Source organism: Paenibacillus sp. R-74696 (genome assembly GCF_055814915.1).
In genome coordinates, this window is record NZ_JBPULM010000050.1 from 299,825 (window position 1) to 318,256 (window position 18,432).

At 48.7% G+C, this 18,432-nt stretch carries 17 protein-coding genes; 1 reads left to right on the forward strand and 16 read right to left on the reverse strand.

Annotation, left to right across the window (positions count from 1 at the left end; translation table 11 throughout):
- Nucleotides 1–3: 3 nt before the first annotated feature.
- From serC to liaF, 11 genes are all read right to left on the reverse strand, one after another.
- Nucleotides 4–1,089, reverse strand: coding sequence for a 3-phosphoserine/phosphohydroxythreonine transaminase (serC, locus tag ACSR9A_RS29810; protein WP_341281608.1), 1,086 nt, complete (start codon nucleotides 1,087–1,089; stop codon nucleotides 4–6).
- Between the two features lie 271 nt (nucleotides 1,090–1,360).
- A complete protein-coding gene (gene glnA / locus ACSR9A_RS29815; protein ID WP_473762079.1) occupies nucleotides 1,361–2,785 on the reverse strand; it encodes a type I glutamate--ammonia ligase in 1,425 nt (474 codons plus the stop codon).
- Between the two features lie 246 nt (nucleotides 2,786–3,031).
- Nucleotides 3,032–4,093, reverse strand: a complete 1,062-nt coding sequence (aroF, locus tag ACSR9A_RS29820) for a 3-deoxy-7-phosphoheptulonate synthase (protein ID WP_341281606.1) — start codon at nucleotides 4,091–4,093, stop codon at nucleotides 3,032–3,034.
- A 139-nt stretch (nucleotides 4,094–4,232) separates the two neighbouring features.
- The gene (locus tag ACSR9A_RS29825) at nucleotides 4,233–5,210 is read right to left on the reverse strand and encodes a 4-hydroxy-3-methylbut-2-enyl diphosphate reductase (protein WP_473762082.1); all 978 of its coding nucleotides are present in this window, start codon (nucleotides 5,208–5,210) and stop codon (nucleotides 4,233–4,235) included.
- A gap of 31 nt (nucleotides 5,211–5,241) precedes the next feature.
- The gene (locus tag ACSR9A_RS29830) at nucleotides 5,242–6,765 is read right to left on the reverse strand and encodes a sensor histidine kinase (RefSeq protein ID WP_473762084.1); all 1,524 of its coding nucleotides are present in this window, start codon (nucleotides 6,763–6,765) and stop codon (nucleotides 5,242–5,244) included.
- A gap of 6 nt (nucleotides 6,766–6,771) precedes the next feature.
- Nucleotides 6,772–7,461, reverse strand: a complete 690-nt coding sequence (locus ACSR9A_RS29835; protein ID WP_341281603.1) for a response regulator transcription factor — start codon at nucleotides 7,459–7,461, stop codon at nucleotides 6,772–6,774.
- A 111-nt stretch (nucleotides 7,462–7,572) separates the two neighbouring features.
- Nucleotides 7,573–9,198 (reverse strand): S1C family serine protease, encoded by a 1,626-nt coding sequence (locus ACSR9A_RS29840; protein ID WP_473762087.1) that lies wholly within the window; start codon nucleotides 9,196–9,198, stop codon nucleotides 7,573–7,575.
- A 201-nt stretch (nucleotides 9,199–9,399) separates the two neighbouring features.
- The gene (locus ACSR9A_RS29845; RefSeq protein ID WP_341281601.1) at nucleotides 9,400–9,810 is read right to left on the reverse strand and encodes a YugN family protein; all 411 of its coding nucleotides are present in this window, start codon (nucleotides 9,808–9,810) and stop codon (nucleotides 9,400–9,402) included.
- A gap of 126 nt (nucleotides 9,811–9,936) precedes the next feature.
- Entirely contained in the window at nucleotides 9,937–10,602 is a 666-nt protein-coding gene (locus ACSR9A_RS29850; protein ID WP_473762089.1) for a response regulator, read from the reverse strand.
- A complete protein-coding gene (locus ACSR9A_RS29855) occupies nucleotides 10,599–11,633 on the reverse strand; it encodes a sensor histidine kinase (protein WP_473762091.1) in 1,035 nt (344 codons plus the stop codon). The genes ACSR9A_RS29850 and ACSR9A_RS29855 overlap by 4 nt, the downstream gene beginning before the upstream one ends.
- Nucleotides 11,634–11,639: 6 nt before the next feature.
- Complete coding sequence (gene liaF, locus ACSR9A_RS29860; protein ID WP_473762093.1) at nucleotides 11,640–12,734, reverse strand: cell wall-active antibiotics response protein LiaF; 1,095 nt, start codon at nucleotides 12,732–12,734, stop codon at nucleotides 11,640–11,642.
- 267 nt (nucleotides 12,735–13,001) lie between these two features.
- On the opposite strand from liaF, the gene ACSR9A_RS29865 reads away from it, so the two are divergent.
- A complete protein-coding gene (locus tag ACSR9A_RS29865) occupies nucleotides 13,002–14,297 on the forward strand; it encodes an ammonium transporter (RefSeq protein WP_473762095.1) in 1,296 nt (431 codons plus the stop codon).
- A gap of 117 nt (nucleotides 14,298–14,414) precedes the next feature.
- On the opposite strand, the gene ACSR9A_RS29870 is transcribed toward ACSR9A_RS29865, so the two are convergent.
- The 5 genes from ACSR9A_RS29870 to ACSR9A_RS29890 form a co-directional block, all read right to left on the reverse strand.
- A complete protein-coding gene (locus tag ACSR9A_RS29870; protein WP_341281596.1) occupies nucleotides 14,415–14,792 on the reverse strand; it encodes a hypothetical protein in 378 nt (125 codons plus the stop codon).
- A 168-nt stretch (nucleotides 14,793–14,960) separates the two neighbouring features.
- Entirely contained in the window at nucleotides 14,961–15,092 is a 132-nt protein-coding gene (locus ACSR9A_RS29875; protein ID WP_341281595.1) for a hypothetical protein, read from the reverse strand.
- Between the two features lie 65 nt (nucleotides 15,093–15,157).
- Nucleotides 15,158–15,763, reverse strand: a complete 606-nt coding sequence (locus ACSR9A_RS29880) for a 3D domain-containing protein (RefSeq protein WP_473762097.1) — start codon at nucleotides 15,761–15,763, stop codon at nucleotides 15,158–15,160.
- 75 nt (nucleotides 15,764–15,838) lie between these two features.
- Nucleotides 15,839–17,776 (reverse strand): threonine--tRNA ligase, encoded by a 1,938-nt coding sequence (thrS, locus tag ACSR9A_RS29885; RefSeq protein ID WP_341282895.1) that lies wholly within the window; start codon nucleotides 17,774–17,776, stop codon nucleotides 15,839–15,841.
- Between the two features lie 435 nt (nucleotides 17,777–18,211).
- A complete protein-coding gene (locus ACSR9A_RS29890) occupies nucleotides 18,212–18,415 on the reverse strand; it encodes a hypothetical protein (RefSeq protein ID WP_473762099.1) in 204 nt (67 codons plus the stop codon).
- Nucleotides 18,416–18,432: the final 17 nt, after the last annotated feature.

Consider the following 18,432-nt stretch of genomic DNA (forward strand, 5'->3'; position numbering starts at 1 on the left):
CGATTAACCGTTGTTTTTTTGGAATTCAGCCATAAATTCAGCAAGCGCCTTGCAGCTTTCCAGTGGAACCGCATTATAAGTCGAAGCGCGAAGCCCGCCAACATCACGGTGTCCTTTCAGGCCAACAAAACCTTCTGCTTCCGATTGCTTAATAAATTTCTTCTCAAGCTCTGCATCCTGCAGACGGAATGTAATGTTCATGAGCGAACGGCTTTCCGGAGCTGCAAAGCCATAATAGAAGCCGCCACTTTGATCAATCGTATTGTAAATGAGGTTTGTTTTGTCGCGATTATATTGATTGATTTGGGCAACTCCGCCTCTTGCTTTAATCCATTTCAGCACCAGATTGACCATATAAACCGAGAAGGAAGGCGGCGTGTTGTACAGCGAGCCTGCTTTCACATGGGTATCATAGCGGAAAATAGCTGGAATCGTCTTAGGGCTTTCTTTGACGAGATCATCACGAACGATGACAACCGTCACGCCCGAAGGACCAAGGTTTTTCTGAGCTCCTGCATAAATCAGTCCGAACTGACTGACATCGACCGGACGGCTCAAAATATCACTCGACATGTCGGCAATTAGCGGTACATTGCCGGTTTGCGGGAATTCAGCAAATTGCGTACCGCCAATCGTCTCATTTGTCGTAATGTGCAAATAAGCGGCTTGATCAGGCAGCTGAATGTCGGAAAGTGCCGGAATGCGGTTGAACTTGTGAGCCTCTGAAGTAGCAGCTATCGCTGTCTCGCCAACAAGCTTCGCTTCCTTGATTGCTTTCTCTGCCCATGCGCCAGTCATCACATAAGCGCCAACTTTGCCTGGGGTGAGAAAATTCATTGGAATGGTTGCAAATTGCGTGCTTGCGCCGCCTTGCAGCAGCAGAACATGATAATTGTCAGGAATGCCGTAAATTTCGCGAAAAAGAGCCTGCGTCTCATTGTTAACTTGCTCATACAGCTCGCTGCGGTGCGACATTTCCATAATGGACATGCCCGCGCCTTGATACTCTACGAATTGCTGCTGAGCCTGCTCAAGTACTTCAAGCGGTAAAGCGGCTGGTCCTGCATTAAAATTGAATGCTCTCTTCATCTTCGGATAACCACCTTTAGTTATTAACATGATACCGCTATAATAGCAATTTTAGAGGCCCGCATCAAGTAGTATCCCGTCTTTTCGTGACAAAAGTCGAACACTTTATTATTGATTTCTTGTTAATATTCGGTTTTTCAACAAATATGTATACAAAAGATCATCGATTTCCGCTATCGGCTTGCCAATGCTTCTTTTAAAGGATGCTTTTCACTCCAGCGACTAGGTAGAAAAAAAAGAGCCCCCATAGGAGGCTCCTTCAACGTTCATTCTAGCAATCGAAGTACAGGCTGTACTCGTGCGGATGAACACGGATCGAAACAGTTTTCGCTTCGTTGCGTTTGAATGCAACGTAGTTAGCGATAAAGTCTTCGGAGAATACGCCGCCTTCAGTCAAGAATTCGGAATCTGCTTCCAAAGCGCTCAGCGCTTCGTCAAGCGTACCAGGTACGCTGCGGATGTCTTTCTTCTCTTCTTCTGGCAATTCGTAAATGTTTTTGTCGAAAGGACCATAGCCCAAAGCAATTGGATCAAGCTTGCGCTTAATACCGTCAAGACCTGCAAGCAGCATTGCTGCAAACGCAAGGTAAGGGTTAGCTGTGGAGTCAGGCGTACGGAACTCGATACGACAGCCTTTAGGTGTAACGGAAGCGATTGGAATACGGATCGCAGCCGAACGGTTACCTTTGGAGAACACCAAGTTAACTGGAGCTTCGTAGCCAGGAACCAGACGTTTGAACGAGTTAGTGCTCGGGTTAGTGAGCGCGATCAAAGCTGGAGCATGGTGCAAAATTCCGCCGATGTAGTTCATAGCCAGCGGGCTCAGGTTGCCGTAAGCACCTTTTTCAAAGAACAAAGGCGTGTCGCCATCAAAGATGGAGGAGTGAACGTGCATACCGCTACCATTATCGCCAAACAGCGGTTTAGGCATGAAAGTTGCAACTTTTCCATATTGGCGAGCTGTGTTGTGAACAATATATTTGTATTTCAATAGGTTGTCAGCTGTTTTAGTCAACGTATCAAAACGGAAGTTGATTTCTGCTTGACCAGCAGTTGCTACTTCGTGGTGATGACGCTCAACGCGAAGACCAGCTTCCTGCATCAGGCGAACCATTTCGCTGCGGATGTCTTGTTGGGAGTCAACCGGAGCTACTGGAACGTAACCGCCTTTAACTGGAACTTTAAAGCCAAGGTTTCCGCCTTCTTCTTTGCGAGCTGTGTTCCAGCCAGCTTCTTCGGAATCAACCGAATAGAAGGAAGTGTTCATCGAGCTTTCGTAGCGAACATCGTCGAAAATGAAAAATTCGGATTCAGGAGCGAAAAATGCTGTCGTGCCTACACCGGATTTTTGCAGAAACTCTTCCGCTTTTTGAGCGATGCTGCGCGGATCGCGCTCGTAGCGTTCGCCATCAGGCGTATGAATGTTAGACATTACATTTAGAGTTGGGTGATCAGTGAAAGGATCGATAAATACCGATTCAGGATCTGGCATCATAACCATATCCGACTCTTCGATTCCACGGAAACCCGGGATCGAGGAACCGTCAAAAGCTACACCATTTACGAAAGTATCGGCGTCAACTTCTGTCGAAGGAAGGGTAATGTGGTGCGCATGACCAAAAAGATCCACGAACCGGAAATCTACAAACTGAATGTTGTTTTCTTTAATTGTGTCCAAAACATTTTGAACTGACATCAGATATTTCCTCCATTTCCGAACATTTGCTTAGTATTGAACGGGTAACGTTCTCCTATCGTTCCAAACCATGACGTTATTATAAAACTACGATATTATCATCGTCAATAGTTATGTGAGGTATTTTTTATTCGCATGTTAGCTATACTTACAGGTTTACACATTTGTTCACAATTCCTCCTACACGGCAAAAGGAAAAGCCGTAATCCCTTTATTTTCATAGGAATTAACGGCTTTATAGGTCGATTATATTTTCCACTCTTTGAAAGCTTCTGCTGGCGCCTTCTCCGTGTTAAATTCTTTTCCAACAATTGGTGCGAGCTTTTCTAAATCCTTTAATAAATTAGCGAACTGGTCAGGAAACAGCGATTGTACCCCATCCCCAGTCATCGAATTATCTGGATCTGTATGCATTTCGACGATCAGCCCATTCGCTCCAGCAGCTACGGATGCCTTCGACATTGGCTCTACAAGCTCGCGGCGGCCCGTGCCATGACTCGGGTCAGAGATCACTGGCAAATGGCTGAGGCTTTGCAATACTGGAATAGCTGACAAGTCAAGTGTATTTCTTGTGTAGGTCTCGAATGTTCGGATTCCGCGCTCACACAGCATAACGTTCGGATTGCCTCCGGCAAGAATATATTCCGCTGCATTGAGGAATTCGTCGTACGTTGAGCTGAAGCCCCTTTTCAGCAATACAGGGGTTTGAATCGTTCCCAGCTTGCGGAGCAGGTCGAAATTTTGCATATTGCGCGTGCCGACTTGGAGAATATCCGCATATTCGGCGCATACATCTACGTATTCCGGCGTCATCACTTCGGTAATCGTTAGCAAGCCATGCTTGCGTCCCGCTTCTGCCATCATGACTAAGCCTTCAACACCCACGCCTTGGAAGCTGTATGGGCCTGTGCGAGGCTTAAAGGCTCCACCGCGAAGCACCTGCCCGCCTGCCGCTTTAACCAGTCGAGCAATTTCATCGATTTGCTCTGGTGTTTCAACTGCACATGGTCCGCCCATAATAACTAAATTATTTCCACCAATTTTAACGCCTTTAATGTCAATAATGGTATCATCTGGGTGGAAATCACGACTTGCAAGCTTGTAGGATTTGGAAATTTTAATCACATTTTCAACGCCCTTGAGCTGGCGAAGATGCTCGGCTAGTGTAGGTGTCGCGCTCCCTATAATACCAATTACGGTCCGATCTGTTCCTCTTGATACATGGGCTTGAACACCTGCTGCTTCAATATGGGTAACAATTTCAGCAATTCTTGCTTCTTCAATATGCGGGTTAGTAATAACGATCATTTTAATCTCTCCTTTTTCACTTAAACGCTTGTTCGCTTCGACGCTTCTATGCTTTGCGGCTTTTATGCTTTTACTTGTTAAAGTGATTATATAAGAAGCGGCACTTCCCGTCAAGGGTAAAAGACAGAAAAAAGACGCCTTACGGCGTCTCTGGCACTTCCGGGCGCGCAACAACTGACTTTTTGCGGGCATTGGGAAGCAGCTTCTCCATATTGACAGTACGTACGATTTCCCATGTTGCAGGGTCGTCGTCATTGTATTGCTCCAAATACGTAATAACTTCCTTCGTAAGCGGCGTAGGGGTCGAAGCGCCCGAAGTAACGGCTACACGCTCAATGCCAATGAGCCATTCCCGTTTAATTTCCGACACATCCGCCACACGATAAGCGGTAACGCCTGCAATTTCCTCCGACACCTGTGCCAGGCGGTTGGAGTTGTTGCTGCGCGGATCACCCACGACGAGACATAGCTGGGCTTCCCCTGCCTGTCCTGCTACGGCCTCCTGGCGAACCTGCGTAGCCAGGCAAATTTCATTGTGGACTTCCGCCGTGGGAAACTTTTCAATCAGCTTGCTGATAATATGGCGAATGTCCCATTGCGACATCGTTGTCTGATTCGTAATGACGATATTGCCTTCCGGCACTTCCAGCAAATCGATATCCTCAACACGTTCGATAAGATGTACCCGGTCTGGGGCTACGCCAATGGCACCCTCTGGCTCCGGGTGATTTTTTTTGCCAATATAAATAATGTGGTAGTCCTCGGCCATCTTCTCGCGAATCAGATCATGCGTCCGCGTTACGTCAGGGCAGGTTGCATCCACAACCGTCAATCCCTTGTCCTTGGCCCGCCTGCGAACTTCTGGGGAAACGCCGTGTGCGGTGAATATGACCGTTCCCTTTTCAACCTGCTCCAAAATTTCCAGACGGTTCTCCCCATCCAGCGTAATAACGCCTTCCTGCTCGAACGCTTCCGTCACATGCGCATTGTGCACAATCATTCCCAAAATATATATTGGCCGCGGCAGCTCAAGGTTTCTAGCCGTTTGCAGTGCGAGTACCATAGCGTCAACGACGCCGTAGCAATAGCCCCGCGGTGAAATTTTAACAATTTGCATGTTGGTGCACCTGCTTTCTGAACCGTGGGCATTAGCCCAAAGTTCGATCCGTTCCTTCTATTATAGACGAATCTGTCGTCTCAGAAAAGACTATGGGCAGCCAGATCGTAAACTCCGACCCTTCGCCTGTGCGCGTCAGCACTTCAATGGAGCCGCGATGCTCATCAATTATCCATTTTGCAATGGATAATCCAAGCCCCGTTCCAACCGTTTTGCCACGCGATTCGTCCACGCGATAGAAACGATCGAATATATGCGGCACTTCCTCAGGATCCATCCCCATGCCCGTATCGCTGACCGTAATCCCGACTTGATTGTCCTTGCTGCGCACGCTAAGCTCAATATGGCCTTCTACTGTATATTTGAAAGCATTCTCAATAAAAATAAACAGCAGCTGCTGCAAATAATCCTGATTGCCTCTGACCTCAATGCCGCTGAGCGGAGACAGGTCGCCTACGCGCCACTCAGCAGTACGCGGGAGCAGCTGGGCACGGCGTGCAACCTCCTCGACAAGCGGCTGCATCGATACAACCGTCTTCTCCATTTCATAGCCGGCATCCGCACGGGCGAGCGCCAGCAAATCATTAACAAGCGTCGACATACGGCGGGATTCTGCTGCAATATCCTGCATGGCCTCAACCGTAAGGCCGAAGCGCTGGTTATCAAGCGCCAGCACGATGCCATCCAATGCATCCGGGTCCTTCGTTTTTTCCCACATTCGCTGAAGCAGCTCAATATTGCCTCGAATCGTCGTCAGCGGCGTCCGCAGCTCATGCGACGCATCCGAGACGAATCTGCGCTGCGCTTTGTAGGATTCATCAAGCTCATTGTAGGCCGTCTCCAAACGGGCCAGCATGACGTTGAGATTATAGACAAGCCGTCCGACTTCGTCATTAGGGCCACTCATTGGAATGCGCACACTAAGATCAGAACCGCTTTGAATTTTCTCAGTTGATTTAATGACGCGTTCAATTGGCCACAGCACCTGTCGAGCCAGCAGCAAGCCAACTGTAAAGGCTATCAAGACGGCGATAACCGATGCGGTAAACAAAATCGTCTTTAAAGCCTTCAAATAACTTTCCTCGCTAGTAACGATGGCACCAACCTGTATAAGACCAACCAGGTCCGTCTGGGAATCATCACTGTAAATGGGACGCTGATAAATTAAAAACGTTACATTCGCTTCATTTACCTTAATGTTAGCCTTTATAAAGCCTGCCTGCACATTATCCTTCACGTCAGGAATCGGATATTTTATGCCTGAGCTGAGCAGCTCCTTGCTCGCATTAATAATGCCCTCTTTATATCTGACAATTTGCAAATAAAAGGAACGCTCATAAAACCGCCCTTGCGATGGGGCAATCAATAGGTTGAGCTCATTGGATTCCGTTTCCCGCACAAATACATTGTAGCTGTCCGCTTCGCCCTTCAGCTGATCTTTCATCTGCCCATAAGTATTAAAATTAACAAATATATAGATGGCAAAACCAAATATCAGCAGCGTCATCGCAAGCAAAGCTGAATACCACAAAGTTAAACGCAGCCGTATGGTCATCGCTGATCAGCCCTCTCCCCGCAGCACATAGCCTGTACCACGAACGGTTTGAATCATGCGCTTGCCGCCGCCCTCCTCCATTTTCTGGCGCAGCATCGCAATATAAACTTCAAGCACATTCGACTCTCCGCTGAAGTCGTAGCCCCATATTTTTTCCATAATGACATCACGGGTCAATACGCGGCGCGGATTCTGAATAAAGAGCAGCAGCAGATCATATTCCTTGGCTGTCAGCTCAATACGCCGTCCATTTCGAATCGCTTCGCGGGCATCTTGATCAAGTGCCAGATCCTCGTAGACGATTTTGCTGCCCGTATCCTCAATCTTGTCCGACTTGCGTCGCAGCAGCGCCCGAACTCTGGCAAGCAGCTCTTCGAGTGCAAACGGCTTCACCAGATAATCATCAGCTCCTGTATCCAGCCCTTTCACCCGATCGGTAATATCATCCTTCGCTGTCAGCATCAAAATCGGAACCGTGCTTCCGCCTTCGCGTACTCTACGGCATACTTCCCAGCCGTCTACATGCGGCATCATAACGTCGAGTATAAGCAGCTGCGGCTCCGCTGTCATTAACAGCTTCAGCCCCTCTAAGCCATTGCTTGCAGTCGTCACTTCATATCCTTCAAAAATCAGGCTCCGTCTTAATAAAGAGGTGATTTTCTCATCATCGTCCACAACTATAATTTGTGTTCTCATCCGTACGCCCCCATATTCTTTAAGCTTCATAAAAACAGACGCAGAGAGATTGTTCGCCTCTGCGCCTGATTAACCATTCAGCACCGGCTGCACCGATATGCTGCTTGCTTATTATTCTGCGTTGAACTTGTTGCGGTCGCCAATGGTGACCGTCAAATCCATTTTCGCACCTTTGCGGATAATATTCAACTGCACTTCATCGCCAACCGCTCTCTTCTTAATCGCCGCGATTAAGTCCTGCGTGTTGTTGTACACTTTGCCGTCAATGCCGATAATAACGTCAAATTGTTTCAAATCGCCCAAGTAGGCAGGAGAGTTATAATACACATTGCTGACAATGGAGCCTTCCGCTTTATCCATGCCTAGCTGCTTCGCCATAGCATCCGTTACATCAGCCAGCTCTGCTCCGATGAACGGTACTGGATCTTTCGGAACTTCAACGTTATTTTTCAAATTCTCCAATACGCCTTGGATCGTGCTTGTTGGAATCGCAAATCCGATTCCTTGCGCCTGGGAGCTTACAGCCGTGTTAATGCCGATTACTTCGCCATTTACGTTAAGCAGCGGTCCGCCAGAGTTGCCTGGGTTAATCGAGGCATCCGTTTGCAGCAAATGCTCGTAGTTGCGTGTTCCTTGCTCATCCGGAATGGAAATTGGACGCTCCTTCGCACTCAGCACGCCAACGGTAATCGTATGGTCGAAGCCATATGGATTGCCGATCGCCGCGACCCAATCGCCGATTTTAATGCTGTCGGAGCTGCCCAGCTTCAAAGTAGGAAAAGCTTTTGTGTCCGTTACTTTAAGCACAGCCAAATCCAAATTATAATCAGAGCCCAGCAGTTGCGCTGTTAGCGGCTTGTCATAGCCTTGCACCGTGACTTCGATTTTCTCTGCACCGCCAACAACATGCTGGTTCGTCAGAATGTAACCGGAGGCGTCGAAAAAGAATCCGGTACCGCTGCCCGTTGCCTGCAATCCATTGCTGTTGTTGTTTTGCTCCTGGTTGCCTGCTCCCGGATAATCTTGACCGAAAAACTGCTCAAAGAAAGAATCAGCCGATGAACCGCCATTGCTTCTTGCAGGCGAAGCAAAGGTCTCAATTTTCACAACAGCCGGGCTTGATGCCTCGAACAGCTTAGCAATGTCGTCCGGTCTGTCGGATGCTGCTGTAAGCCCGCTGTTTTGGCCCGTCGCTGTAGCGGTTCCCTGCTGGGATACGGTCACTTCCGCCGGCTTGCTAAACCAATTGTTCACATCCGCCGCATACATTAAAGAGCCTACTACTAAAACCCCAGCTATAAACGAAGAAAACATCGCTTTGAATGACGTTCTGCGCTGCGGCTCCTTCACCTGCCAGCCGCCTCTTGCGGATGACTGCGATGAACTGAACGGCCTTACTGGGGCAGGAGGCATAGAATCAACAAAGCTTGCCTGATCCCCCTGCTGCTGGCTGTACGGCTGGGATGCCGCAGCAGATTCCTGGCTGGATGCCTGTGCTGGAGTTGAAATAGGCTGATTGCCTGCTCCTGACCCATCAGTTAGCACATTATTATCGGGCGCGCCCGACTTAAACGGTCCGTAAGAATAGTAGTAGGAAGGCTTGCTTGCCTGTTCAGAAGAATCAGCAGATGCTTCATCAGCTTGGACTGGCTGAACGTTGTCCTCCTGCTTCGGCTGCCCGTCCTCACGATTTTGGAAAAAATCATCAAAGCCGTTCTTTTTATTCTGATCGTCCATTCCCGTTTCCTCCTCATCGGTATACAATGAAGCAATTCAGTCTCTAGAGGCTGCTTGCTGGTTAATTGTTGTACTCCTATCATGCACATTCTACCTTAAAACAATCTTAAAAGACATTTAAACATACATAAAAAAAACTCCCAATCACCAATGAGAGGGAGTTTTTCATGCTAATTTTATGATTCAAATGTCAGCTCAAGCTCAGGACAATGCCCGCTCTACCTGCTGCAAAATGTCCTTGGCCCGCTCGACCCATTCGCTTTCAATGTCAGCATCTGGATCAATCGGCGATTGAAATTGATCGAATAAGGCGCCTACCAGCCGCACCGAGGCTTCCTCGTCATTGCCTTCATTATATAAATGCTTAAGCACATAAGGCGTTCCCAGCTTAATACTTGCATCCGTATCCGAAGAGCTATTATCGATGGTGCCATCCGTCACTTCAAAAGGAATCCGCAGCCATACTTTATGAGCTTCATCCAATGGGCGATCGAACGAACCAGCAGCATAATCCCAATTGCCGCCTAAAGCGAACGTATGCTGCGTCAGCATATCGCGGGTTTCAATAAAGGATTGATGGCTGGCTTCCAGCTCCGATGACAGCAAAATCATAGCAAGACGCTCCTTTTATGTACGCTTTAGTGCGGCTCAGCTCGCCGCTGTACATCATTAGTATAGCCCGCCTTTTGCTGCATTATGTGATAGATAAAAACGATATGGTTTATTTTTGAATACTGATTATTGGCTTTTGGCCCAGCCCTTGCGATGAGCGAGCACCGCGAGCTGTGTCCGATCGTCCAGCTCGCATTTCATTAATAGATTGCTGACATGCGTCTTGACCGTCTTAATGCTAATGTGCAGCTCTTCGCCAATTTCTTTGTTAGAACGTCCCTCGGCAATTAGCAGCAGCACTTCCTTCTCCCGCTCCGTCAGTCCTTCATCACCTGATTGCGCTGTACGCTGCCGGAGGCCACGCGTCAAAGCCTGAGATACATCAGCGGTCATTACTGGCATGCCTTTCGAAGCGCCATTTAGCGCATAAATAAGCTCTTCGGCCGAAACCGTCTTCAGCACATAGCTGACCGCCCCTGCCTCAATAGCAGCATACACTTTATCATCCTCCAAAAAGCTCGTCAGCATGACGATTTTCACATCCGGATATTTCGCCATGACCCGTCTCGTCGTTTCAATGCCATCCATTTCAGGCATCATTAAGTCCATCAGCATGACATCAGGCATCCCTTTCGGAATGCCGGCATCAAGCTTATCAAGCGCAGCCTGCCCGCTGCCAGCCTCTGCAACGACTTCAAATTTTGGCTCCAGCATTAAATACGTGCGCAGCCCTGTTCGAACCATATCATGGTCATCAATAATCATGATTTTCAACTTTTCCTGGCTGTTCATTTTTTATCGCTCCCCCGCCATATTTTTGGAATAGACACCTTGACCCTCGTCCCGCTGCCTGGCTTGCTTATAATTTCTGCCGTCCCACCAAGCTTCTGGGCACGCTCGTGCATCGTTGACAGCCCATAAGACCCCCGTTTGACCTCATCTACCCGAAAGCCCGCTCCATCATCCTGCAAGCTCAGCACAATTTGCCGTTCATTTTCAGATAGCGTTAGCGAGCAGCCTACGGCTTTCGCATGCTTTACGATATTGGCTAGCCCCTCCTGCACGATGAGAAAAAGCTGATGCTCCTTCGCTTCCGAGAGCGGCTCAGTCAGACGCCAATCCAGCTCGCCTTGCAGATGGTTTTGCCGGCAATAATCAGGAAACCACTTGTCCAGCGCTTGGCGCAGCGTACGGCCTTCAAGCTCCATCGGACGAAGCTGGGCGATAAAGGTGCGCATTTGCTTCTGGGCAAGCGTTGACATCTCGATTAACTGGCCCAGCACCTCAGCCGCGCGTTCGCTATCCACCTGCTGAAGCTTTGGCAGCGAAGAGGCGCACATATGCATCGCAAACAACTGCTGGCTTACCGTATCATGCAAGTCACGGGCAAGCCTTTTACGCTCCTCCAGCACCGCCGCTTCATTAGAGGCAGCCTCGGCCATAACCTGCTCCTCGCCTGTGCGCTGGATGTAAGTCATCCGCTCCTCCATTTGCCTCGCAAGCACATTAAATTCCTCATAAAGCTCGGTGAAGGACAAGCCGCCCCGCTCGGCAATCCGAATTTCAAAATTGCCGTTAACAGCCTGCTTCATCGCAAGCTGAAGCGTATCCACTCTGCGCTGTATGCGCCTCCCGGCCCAATAACCGCAAGACGCAGCAACAAGCAGGAAGACGGCTGAGGCTGTCAGCCCCAGCTCCCATCTTCCTGCATTTGGCATGAGTCCATAAGCGATCATCGCCGCCGCTCCATAAGCCAGAGCAGCAGCGAGCACAAACATGGATATCAATTCCCATTTTCCACTGCGAAGCAACCGAACCATCATAAACGCTTATCCCACCCTCGTGACACGCACATCGCCAATAAACGAGCTAACGACCAGCCTTATTTTTTTATCCGTCTCCGCATAGGAAGGCGATGCCATATCCATTGACTTGAACATGCCTTGCTCCTTTTTGCCAAGAAACTTCACATCGCCAATGAAGACGCTGCTCTGCACGTGAATACCCACTTCATAATCGTTAGGGACGTATACTTTCACATCGCCGATAAAAGAGGATACCGTGATCTTCGTTTCCCCGTAAGCAATTTGTGCTTTCGTTAAATCAATAACGGTGTCGCCGATAAAATGCGAAATGTTGATTGGCTGCAGCTCCCAATGATCATGGCCGATATGAATATCGCCAATGAAATTAGAGCGGGTCTGTGTATTCGGATCATTGTTCCACCACTCGCTTTTACCGCTGTAGTGATTTTTTTCATTTTTCCACTCTTTGCGCTGTTCCCGATACTGCTGCTTCCATTCTTTACGCTGATCGCGGTAATGCTGCTTGGCCTGCTCTTTCCACACGCTGCCAATCGGCTGTTCCTTCTCTAAATTTATTTTAGATTTACCACCTTCAAAGCCATTTTGCTGAAATGGTGCTCCATTAACGGAACCAGCTTGTTTTTGCTCCTGCTCAGGAGAAAAAGGATCGGTTGGGCCCGGATGCAGCGGCGGTGCCGGAGGTACATCGCCGTCCCCATAACCATCATAAGATTTCCAGTCATCGGAAGGAGGCACATCCTGCTTCCGTCTTTTCCTGCTCGGCTTGCGAAGCATATTAATGCCGACCAAAATAATAATAATCGGCCAAATATACGGAATAATATCGCCTATGGCCCAATCCGACCAGCCCATGTTACGGGCAAGAAACACGACGCCAATAATAATCATCACCCAGAAGCCGCCGCCATGCTTATGGGAATCTTTCGAAAATACCCCTTTTAGCCCAATGACGATTAAAATAAGCGGCCAGAAGTTGGAGATCATTTCTCCAATACTGAGCTGGGTGGAAATGATACCCGTTTGATTAAGAAAAAAGACAACACCTATCGCAATAACGATACCAGCTGTTATAAATCGATTGAAAAAGCTGCCATTCATAAGGTAATCAACTCCTGCCTTCAATTGGTTCATTACTTGATACGTCTAAGTATAACGGACTCTCCAAACACAAGAAAGGGACGGCCGATTGAAATCCAGCTCGGTCTCTAGACCGAGACAAAGGAATATTACACCAGCCAAACCTGACATGCGTCACGAAACATTACATAAAAGCGTTGACATTGTTAACTCTGACTCATTATAATGATCAACGAATTAGAAAAGTAACATCATTTTATATCCGATAATAAGGGGTTGGCCTACGCAATGGAGTTGTCAGAACTGTCGAGAGGTCTCGATACAATCTGGGTTGTCTTGACAGCGGCTATGATTTTGCTGATGGAGGGCGGCTTCGCTCTACTGGAGGCAGGTTTCGTCCGTCAAAAGAATGCCGTCAGCATCATTATGAAGGTATTCGTTGATATTGCTTTTGGAGCGCTCGTTTTTTATTTTTTCGGCTTCGCTATTATGTACGGCAAAGACGTAAGCGGCCTGTTTGGCTCCAGCGGCTTCCTGCTGAGCGGCGATCTTTCTCATATTGTACTTAATATTTCCAATGAAACGTATTGGCTGTTCCAATGCGCCTTCGTTATAGCGGTCATCTCTATCGTATCCGGAGCCGTGGCTGAACGCATCCACTTCCGTGCCTACATTTTGCTGACGATCGCCATGACCGGACTCATTTACCCGCTCGCGGGCCACTGGGTATGGTCAACGGGCGGCTGGCTTGGCAAGCTCGGCATGATTGACTTTGCCGGTTCAGCTGTTATCCATGCCCTTGGCGGATTTGCCGCTCTTGCTGCTGCCATTTTCGTCGGGCCTCGTATTGGCAAGTTCAGCCCGGATGGCAAGGTGAATATTGTTTCGCCCTCCAATTTGCCGCTCGCATCCGTTGGCGCATTCATCCTTTGGTTCGGCTGGTTCGGCTTTAATGCCGGAAGTACATTAAGCGCGACGAACACCTCCATCGGGCATATCGCCGTAACGACGATGCTGTCCGCTGCAGCGGGTGGAGCCACCTGCATATTGTTTACGATGTTTCGTTATAAAAAAGCCGATCCCCCGATGGTTATTAACGGCTCGCTTGCCGGGCTTGTCGGCATTACCGCTGGCTGCGCATTCGTCTCTGACGGCGCTGCCATCTTCATCGGCTCGATTTGCGGCATTATGATGGTGCTCGCGACGGAATACATGGAAAGCAAAAAAATCGATGATCCTGTCGGCGCCTTCGCGGTACACGGCATTAGCGGCAGCATTGGTACGCTGGCACTCGGGTTATTCGCTAAGCCAGAGCTCGCAAGCGAAGTTGGACAAGGCTATTACGGCTTATTTTATGGGGGCGGCTTGAAGCTGCTAGGTGTACAAGCACTTGGCCTCGTCACCGTATCTGTATGGGGTTTCGTATTCACTTGGGGCGTATTATGGCTTATCCGCAAAATCATGCCGGTTCGCGTCTCCAAAGACGAGGAGCTAATCGGTCTGGACGTTGGTATTCACGGCGTTCCCGCTTACAGCTACGATACGGATTTTCTTGATGTAGACCGCCATAAAAGCAGCAATTGACAGCGGTATAAGTTTACAAAAAACCTCCACAACCCCAGCGATGCCAAGCATCCGGGAAAGTGGAGGTTTTGTTTTATTGAAAAGGATTGAAAATTCTCTTCTATGTCCTATAGCAAATTATAGTAAATCATTCGCCAGCTCAAAGGGAACCGTGACCATATCAGTTGGAGCCGAGCTGCTTTGAATGATGCGTACTTTTTCAATTTCAAGTCTTAGCGCACGAACCTTCTCCATCGGCTTGCGCACGAAATGGATATGCTCTACCGCCAAATGATGATCCGGCTTCTTTCCCGACAACATGCGTCTGAAAGCAGACATCGATTGATAAGCCCTCTCTTCCTTGAGACGGCGATTCTCGTAACGCTCGACCATTTGCTCGATCTCGATAATTTCCTGTTCCTTCTTGGCGATATAAGCGTCAATGAATGGAAGCACCTCAGCAGCTCTGCGATGCTCTGAAGCCGAATAGTTTGTGAATGTTATAGGATCAGTCATGAGAGTTCACCTGTCTTATCATGTGATTATTCGTTACACCGTAATCATACAATAAAACAGGTTCGTTTGAAAACTGTTTTTTATCTCCTCATTTCAATACCCATTCGCCAGGTTAGAGAAAAGGAGCCATAGCGGCTCCTTTTCTCGCTTATTTATTGGGGCAGCGAGTTATTTCTGCTTTTTTTGAGTCGATTTAGCGGCTGTATTGCTCGTTTCATTGTTTTGCACAAATTCTTGTGCAAACTCGGTATTCAGCTTTTGGTTCGATTGAGCTGCTTTATTGTTTTTGTTCTTGGCCATGTTGGTTTTTCACCTCCCCGTCCATGTTAGTATGGCGGGTTATGGCTCTAATATGCATGCTTTTGTTACGATTCAAGGTAAGCCTCGGGCAAGCCTTTTCCAGCTTCAGCAGCCTTGTTTACCTTATTGAGCCAAGCCTGAGACAGCTTGCCGGTGCCTTTGCGAATGACCTCTACCTCCACTGTACGCTTGCCCCATTGCTTGAACACATCAGCCGTCGTCTCGAAATATAAATCGATTCGGCTGCCCTTAATAGCTGATCCCGTATCGGCGACAACGCCATACCCGTATCCGGGAATATAGAGCAGGGAGCCAATCGGGAACAGCCTCGGATCAGCCGCAATCGTGGAAACCATATCCCTGCGAACCTTCACGCCCGAATAAGTAATTCCATAGCTCGGATGGCCGGGCCGCTTTCCTGTCGATTCAACTCCGGCGGTGTAGCCCGTTGCGACGACCTTCACTTTATCGTATGCCGATTTTTGCGGCGCTAACTGCTGCTTGACGGTTTGAAGCGGGAGCGCCTCTGGAGCGACTATTGCCGGCATATGCTGCGTCAATGCCGCCTGATCGGGCTTCTTGTCTGGAAATGTCGTTATACAAATCGAAAGCAGTACGAGCGCCGCAATTGCGAGCAGCATTTTTTTATATTGAAAAAAGCTTGTAACCATTTGGGCACTTCCTCCTCTGAAGAAGATTACCCAAGTGGCACAAGCTTTATGCAGACGAGCTGCTGCTAGCTGCTCTTATATTGCCTTTGTTTTGATTTCTTGCTCCAGCAATTCAGCTGTTTCGGCAATCGATTTTGCACCGATATCGCCTTCGCCGCGCTTGCGAATCGAGACCGAGCCAGCTTGCATTTCGTTCTCGCCGACAACGAGCATATACGGCACTTTCTCAATTTGCGCCTCGCGAATTTTGTAGCCAAGCTTCTCATTGCGAAGATCGCTTTCTACGCGAATGCCCGCTTCCTGCAGCTTCTCAGCCACTTCACGCGCATATTCCTCATAAACGGTGGAAACCGGAATAACCTTCGCTTGAATCGGCGACAGCCACAGCGGCAGCGCGCCAGCAAAATTCTCAAGCAGGAATGCCGTCATGCGCTCCATTGTGCTGATGATGCCGCGGTGAATAACGACTGGACGGTGCTTCTTGCCGTCTTCTCCGATGTATTCCAGCTCGAAACGCTCTGGAAGAAGGAAGTCCAGCTGTGCTGTGGACAGCGTTTCTTCTTTGCCCAGCGCGGTTTTGATCTGAACGTCCAGCTTCGGACCGTAGAAAGCCGCTTCGCCTTCTGCCTCGAAAAATGGCAGATCCAGCTCCTCGACAACTTCGCGAAGCATACGCTGCGACATTTCCCACATTTCATCATTTTGGAAATATTTCTCGGTATCCTGTGGATCACGGTACGATAGACGGAACCGATATTCCTTAATGCCGAAATCCTCGTATACCTTGCGAATGAGGTTGACAACACGGGCAAACTCTTCCTTGATTTGGTCCGGACGACAGAAAATATGCGCGTCATTCAGCGTCATCGCGCGAACGCGGTGCAAGCCAGTCAGGGCACCGGACATTTCATAACGGTGCATCGTTCCCATCTCTGCAATACGCACCGGCAAGTCGCGGTAGCTTCTCATATCGCTTTTGAAAACCATCATATGATGCGGGCAGTTCATTGGACGAAGAACAAGCTCTTCGTTATCCAGCACCATTTTCGGGAACATATCCTCGCTGTAGTGCTCCCAGTGGCCGGATGTCTTGTAAAGCTCAACGTTAGCCAGTACAGGCGTATATACATGCTCATAGCCAAGACGCTCTTCCATATCCACGATGTAGCGCTCCAATGTACGGCGAACTTTCGCGCCATTCGGCAGCCAGAGCGGCAAGCCTTGGCCAACCTCGCGCGAGAACGTGAACATTTTCAGCTCGCGTCCAAGCTTGCGGTGATCGCGTTTTTTCGCTTCCTCAAGGAAGTGCAAATGCTCATCCAGTTGTGCTTTCTTAGGGAACGCTGTTCCGTAAATACGCTGCAGCATTTTGTTTTTGGAATCTCCGCGCCAGTAAGCGCCTGCTACGCTGAGCAGCTTGAAGGCTTTAATCCGTCCAGTAGACGGAAGGTGAGGCCCACGGCATAGGTCGAAAAATTCGCCCTGATCATAAATCGTAATTTCCGATTCCACAGGAAGATCGCGGATGAGCTCCAGCTTAAGCGTGTCGCCAATATCGGTAAATACGGCAATCGCTTCATCACGGCTGACGACGCGGCGGCGGATATCGAGATTTTGCTGAACAATTTTATCCATTTCCTTCTCGATTTTCACCAAATCTTCCGGAGTAATCGACTGCTCCATATCGATATCATAGTAGAAGCCATCCTCAATAACGGGCCCAATACCGAGCTTAAGATCAACATCGGCATATATGCGCTTGATCGCCTGTGCCATCAAATGCGCTGTGCTGTGACGGTATACTTCCAGTCCATCGGCCGAATCCAAGGTTACGATTTCAACCTTTGCATCTTCGCTAATAGGTGTGTAAACATCAACGGTTTTCCCGTCAATTTTACCGGCAATTGCATTTTTGCGCAGTCCGCTGCTGATTGAGCCAGCCACCTCTTCAATTGTTGTTCCTGCAACATATTCCCTTATTGCGCCATCCGGCAAAGTTACTTTAATCGCCATCGTTATCATCCTTTCTTTCGCTAAGCTTCCAAGCTGCTGCGTTCTGAACGCAAAAAAAGCACGCATCCCGCGAAGGGACGAGTGCTTGTAAGCTCGTGGTTCCACCCTAATTCGATTGCTCGCCTAACGCTTATCAGCGTATTTCATCCCGGCTGCAGCCAATCCTTAATTCATCTGGTAACGGAGATTTCCGGTACAGCTTAATGGCGCTTCACTAGTTGAAGCACGTTCGGCTATACAGCTACAAAGGGGTATATTTACATTGATCTGGAAGGAAATTTCAGCCTTGTTTCCTCTCTCTGAACCAGTTGAATGTGTAAATACATGTCTTTATCAATGCCTTTTCATCTTATATCAGCATAATTATAGTCCTGAATAGCAAGCAGGTCAAGCGTTAGGGCGTAGTTTGCCTTAAGCACCTTTAGTTGGAGAGGCTTACGACAAGCCTTTTCCTTTATAGATGCTGCGGCGGCGTACGCGAACGATCCGGTATACGCTGATCGTAAGCAAAATGAGGAAGAGCGGCATCAGTGCTACCTCGCTACCCTGCCGTGTGGGCACCTCAGCAAAAGCAGCTCCAAGCATCAGTACAGCAAACACGCCAAACACCATGAATCTTCTTCCTTTACGTCCATTCATTGCTCTCACTCCCTCTT